Origin of the sequence: Mycobacterium sp. E1386 (assembly GCF_001672745.1) — a bacterium.
Classification (GTDB): domain Bacteria; phylum Actinomycetota; class Actinomycetes; order Mycobacteriales; family Mycobacteriaceae; genus Mycobacterium.
In genome coordinates this window covers 1-973 of record NZ_LZKH01000209.1, presented here as the reverse complement: position 1 = coordinate 973, position 973 = coordinate 1, and the positions used below count along the sequence as shown (strand labels likewise).

The 973-nt window shown below is 69.5% G+C and carries 2 protein-coding genes; one reads left to right on the top strand and one right to left on the bottom strand.

Features of this window, described 5'->3' with window-relative positions; all coding sequences use genetic code 11:
* Nucleotides 1-93: 93 nt before the first annotated feature.
* Complete coding sequence (locus tag A5709_RS21210; RefSeq protein WP_067946772.1) at nt 94-660, bottom strand: riboflavin synthase; 567 nt, start codon at nt 658-660, stop codon at nt 94-96.
* Here A5709_RS21210 and A5709_RS21205 point away from each other — a divergent pair.
* A complete protein-coding gene (locus A5709_RS21205; RefSeq protein WP_369827389.1) occupies nt 611-880 on the top strand; it encodes a hypothetical protein in 270 nt (89 codons plus the stop codon). The genes A5709_RS21210 and A5709_RS21205 overlap by 50 nt on opposite strands.
* Nucleotides 881-973 lie beyond the last annotated feature (93 nt).

The window sequence follows — 973 nt, the reverse complement described above, 5'->3', positions numbered from 1 at the left end:
GGGTGCTACACCCCATCCGGCGAGCCCTACTGGACGCCTCCGGGCGAGCCCTGCTGAGCGAACCGGCGCGGCGCGCACTTTTCCGAAGGCGGCCTAGCGCGGGGTGAGCAACCGCTCAACGTATTTCGCGATCACGTCGACTTCGAGGTTGACCTGCGTGCCGACCGGGGCGCGGCCCAGCGTGGTCAGCTCGCGGGTGGTAGGGATCAGCGAAACCTCGAACCAGTCGGCGCCGAGCCCGGAGACCGTCAATGAAATGCCGTCGACGGTGATCGATCCCTTCTCGACGACGTAGCGGGCCACCGCCGCGGGGATCTCGATCCGCACCACTTCCCAGTGCTCGGACGGCGCCCGGCTCACCACCTGCCCGGTCCCGTCCACGTGCCCCTGCACGATGTGCCCGCCGAGCCGGCTGTTGACCGCCGCGGCGCGCTCCAGGTTGACCGGGCTGCCCACCTGCAGGGAGCCCAGGTTGGACCGGTTGAGGGTTTCCGCCATCACGTCGGCGGTGAATTGGCCGTCCGGCAGCAGCTCGACGACGGTCAGGCAGACGCCGTTGACGGCGATCGAGTCGCCGTGCCCGGCGTCGGAGGTCACGACCGGTCCGCGGATGGTGAGCCGGGCGCCGTCCGAGCACTGGGAAGTGGTGCGGATCGAGATCCCCGCGGCGGTGGCCCGCTACGTCGTCGAGAAGGGATCGATCACCGTCGACGGCATTTCATTGACGGTCTCCGGGCTCGGCGCCGACTGGTTCGAGGTTTCGCTGATCCCTACCACCCGCGAGCTGACCACGCTGGGCCGCGCCCCGGTCGGCACGCAGGTCAACCTCGAAGTCGACGTGATCGCGAAATACGTTGAGCGGTTGCTCACCCCGCGCTAGGCCGCCTTCGGAAAAGTGCGCGCCGCGCCGGTTCGCTCAGCAGGGCTCGCCCGGAGGCGTCCAGTAGGGCTCGCCGGATGGGGTGTAGCACGG